Source organism: Chrysiogenia bacterium (assembly GCA_020434085.1).
GTDB lineage: Bacteria > JAGRBM01 > JAGRBM01 > JAGRBM01 > JAGRBM01 > JAGRBM01.
Genome location: JAGRBM010000180.1, coordinates 1 through 4274, shown reverse-complemented (window position 1 = coordinate 4274; position 4274 = coordinate 1). Strand labels below are relative to the sequence as shown.

At 62.9% G+C, this 4274-nt stretch carries 2 protein-coding genes; both read right to left on the bottom strand.

The genetic code is table 11. The features are described 5' to 3' along the window. Nucleotides 1-1050, bottom strand: a 1050-nt coding sequence (locus tag KDH09_06075) for a hypothetical protein (protein MCB0219245.1), incomplete at its 3' end; no start/stop codon positions are given. 3 nt (nt 1051-1053) lie between these two features. Further along, the coding region (locus KDH09_06070) for a hypothetical protein (GenBank protein ID MCB0219244.1) at nt 1054-4274 on the bottom strand (3221 nt) is incomplete at its 5' end.

The following is a 4274-nucleotide window of genomic DNA, read 5'->3' as shown; positions in this document are numbered from 1 at the left end:
TTCTGCCCAAGTGGCCGGTGATTTCGCATATGCAGGGATAATGGCAAATCCCTGAAGATGACAGTAATCGGCAATTTTTGCCGCTGGAGCGATCCGCAACTCGATCCATTCTCCCACGCCGTTGCCGTCCGCCCCTTCGCACCAGGCCGTATGTCTGTTCCCATCGAGTAAGTTTTCCGCGGCGTAGTCGCTTGGCTTTGACGGACGCAATGTGCTGGATGCCTTTGCACTGACCGGCAGTCGTGCATAATCCGGCGCGAGACGATTCCATCCTGCCAAGTCGCGTTGTCGCAAGAGCAGCGATGCATCGAACTGAAATTCGATCTCTCGGATTGCGGTGAGATCAACGTCTCGGCCTTCGTATACAAAAATGCCATCTTCGTTGGCTGGACCGAACGGCGCTGAGCTCGCTGTGAGATTCGGACCGTAGGGGCCCGGATCGACCCTTGCTGAAAACCGCTTTACAGGCCCATCCCAGTAGCCTGCCGGGAAGAGGAGGTAGTTCAGGAATCGCGGATGGTATTCGACGATCGGGCTCTTGGTGAAGATGTAATCAGTATACGAGAGCTGGGATTTGTAGCTTAGGGAAACGTTGGTCTCGCCGGACTTGAAAGCCAAAGTAGTGACGCACCAGTGAGTGACGTTGGTTTCCGTATCCAAGTCACTCATGTTCTCCGTCGGATTTGGCTCGAATGTAGTGTCCCGAACAAGTTCGCAGTCGAGCTTACTGCCATTCATTGTAATAGTGAGCGAATCAAGTAGCGCGCGCCGTTCTTCGTCGCCTTTGAGAGAAAGAGGAACGCCGAATTTCACTTCGCGACTCTCTATGTTGGAAAATAGCGTGTAATTCGCATTCACTTCGTAGTGATTGAAGTCCAGAATCGCTATACCCAAGTCTTCCGCCTCAAGCCGGATTTCAGATTCGTGGCGTGGCAGAATTCCGCCGCGTCCAACGCCTTTCGACCAGTCCACCGGGCCGCCGTTGGCCAGGGCAGAACCCGCAAAACACAGGCAAATTGTGAAGGAAAGAAATGCGCGACGCATCGACAAGTCTTACTCGCCGAAGGTCGGCACGCGGATGACGCAGCCGTTGTTGAGGGAGGCAGTGCCGCCGATGACGCTGTCGCAGTCTTCGGAGAGGGTGATGTAGAGCGATTCGCCGTCGGGGGTGATCGCCATGCCGGCGAAGCGGCCGCGACCGATGGGGCGGCCGCCGAAACGGGGTTCGGCGATGGCGAGGAAGTCACCGCTCTGGGTCATGCGCACGATGGCGCCGGTGCCGCGATCGAGGACGAAGAGGTCGGAACTCGTCGTGCCCTGCGAAGTTGTCGAAATGAGCGGCTGCGAGGGTACGATGTCCACGGGTTCGGAGAACAGGCCGCCGAGGGTGAAGTGCAGGGTTCCCTGCTGGTATTTCACGCCCTGGGGCGTGCCGGCGGCGGCGATGCTCAGCGAGATCGCCGTGACAGCGCCGCCGGCGGGGTTGGCCACGAAGAGCGTCTCTTTCTGGGGCACATAGACAAGACCCATGCGCAGGTGGGCATCGCATTCGAGCGGAAAGCCCATGGTGCCGGCGAAATCCACGTCGCGGTCTTCCACGTCGGAGAGGAAGCGGTCGCAGAGCACGTCGGGCCCGCCGGCGATCGGCGTGAGCGTGCCGGGGGGGCTCACCTGCGAGATGCCGCTGTCGAGATCGATGAGAATCACGCCGCCGTCGCCGCTGGTGGCGAAATAGGTCGGGTTGCGTGTGAAGTAGTCGAATTCCGGCGTGACGGGGCTGTCGTCCTGGGACTGGTCGATGCCCGATCCCGCGTAGGCCAGGCCAAAGATGCCGTGACAGAGGCCCAGACTTGTCCGCTCATCCAGGTGCGCGGGCAGAGAAGGATTGATGACAAACGGATTGGAGTCGACGCTCGCGCAGGGGATGCCACTTGGCATCATGGTCGCTGGATTGATGGGTCGGTCGGACGTGCGCGTGAGCGAGACCTGCAACGCATCGTCGGGAAGCAGATACTCGCTGCGAAGCTGTTCGTCGGCATAGATCACGCCCGTCGGGGGACGGTCCGGGGTTTGCGGGCACGGCGGCGATCCGCAACCGGGAATGTCGATCAGGCCGCCGCTCTCATCGCGAAGCTGGAAGGGCGGAATCACCGGGAAGGGCGAGGCCGCCAGAATGGCAGCCAGGCTTCCCGAATTGACCGCGTCATTGAATTCCTGCAGGTCGAAGGGCGTGTTCGAGCCAAGCCGGCGGTAAACATAGGGGGCGCCATACTCGTCGAGCAGCGCAACCCGTCCGGGTCGCTGGACCAGGCTGTAGGGACGGACCGCGCCTGCGGCATTGGCCACTGCGCGAATGCCCGAGCTGGCAGCCAGAACAAAGCCATCGCTGGTAATCGCGAGGGCGGAGGGGTTGGCCATCGGGGTCAGGCCGCGCGGCGCGTTGCCCAGCAGAAAGCCGCCGGTCTGCTCATCGTCGGCAAGAACGGGCTCGCCGCTGGGGACGAGCTGCACGGCGGGAAGGCCCGTCGCGTAGGGCTCGCCGCGGTTGACCGGCATCGCCGGCGCGGACGGATGCGCGGCCAGTGCCACATCGGAGAGCGCCTCGGGCAGGCCGAAGGTGCCCAGCGGCAACGCCATGGGGTCGCCGCCGGCAAAAGCAAAGTAGCGTCCGTCGAGCTGCAGCGCGTTGGTGGTGCTCAGCTCGCATACCGGATCAAACGGGAAAACGCCGCCGCCGGTGTCGCCGAAGGCGCACACCGAATTCTGGGAAAAGACCCGCGCGTAATCGTTGTCGAGTCCGTAGGGACCGATCAGCGACATGCGCGAGATGCTCGGCTCGACGTACGGGATGAATCCGCGGCCCGTAATGGAGAGCAGGGAGCCGCCGATGACGCCCTCGGCCAGCGGCGCGTCGACCGAAGGGTTGCCAACCGTGGGAGAGGCATCGGCCAGGTTGCGGTCACTGCTGACAAGAATGCGACCGGGCGCGAGTACGCCCTCATCGAAATTGAAAACCATGGTGGCGGGCGATCCGGACAGGGGAGAGACGTCCTCGAAGCTCGGGACCACCTTGACCGCCGCCGGGCCGGAGAGCTCACGTGCGACGATGGTCGCGGCGACCGGCGTGAAGAACGTGCGGGTAATTTCGATAATAGTGAACCCATTGCTGCCGTCGGCAACATAGGCCAGCGCGCGGTTGGCATTGATACGGGTCAGGAAGACCTGAAAGGCCGAACCCGGCGTGGCCACCGTGCTGGAGAGAAACGGGTTCTGCGGGTCCGACACGTCGAGAATGCGGACGTTGCCGTCGACAAGAACCATCAGGTCGTCCGAGACGGCGAGGTCGGAAATGTTGCCATCGGGAATGCCGGGCACATCGTTGGAGAAGATCACGTTTCCGCTGCGCTCGGCGATGGTCAGGCGGCGTCCGTTGCTCGAGGCGACATAGACCAGACCACCATCCTCGGCCACGGCGATGGGGTGGCTGACCGGTGAAGTGTTCTCGCCCGTGCTGGGCGGGAATTCCAGATCGGCGGATTCGGGAATGCGGAAGTCCGTCCACTGGGAGCTGCAGGTGGGCTGCGCCGCGTTGAGCAGGCGCAGGCTGCGAATGCCGAACTTGCCGAAGCAGTTGATCTGCCCGGTCGTGGCGCAGTTGGCCGGAATCGCACTGCCGGTCTGGCAGGTGGGAGCCGGCGGATTGTAACTGGCCACGATGTCGGCGCCCGCTAGCGGTGCCACCGCGAAGTTCAGGCTCACCTCGCCGGTCATGTAATCGATACTGCCCGAGCCGCCCATGTCGCCGACGAGGTTGCCGTTGCCCGACTCGCTCGGGTCGGTGAAGGTCTCCACGCCATCGCTCAGCGAAATCGAACCGGGATTGACCGGCGGGAAAGTCACAAAGACCATCCCCATGGTGGGGAAGCTGGTGGAAACGCCATCGCCGGTGAAGAGCACTTCGGTGCGCTGGGGCAGTCCGCCCATGTCGGTGACGATGCGAACGTCGGCGCCGGTGACCACCATGTCGTGGAAACCGATTGCCGCTCCCGGGGTGCCGCCATCGGGCTTGGTGACTACGGGGCTGCGCGGATTGGAAGCGTTGACGATGTGCAGGCCGCTGGAACCGCCGCCCACGTAGGCCTGCGACCCGTAGCAGCCGATGCGCGCGCCGGGGGCGAGTACCATGCTCGCCTCGCCAAGGCGCTGGGGCACCTGCGCGTCCGAAGCGATGTCGAAAATCAGAACCTTCGAGAGCGTGGGAGGAGCGAGATAGG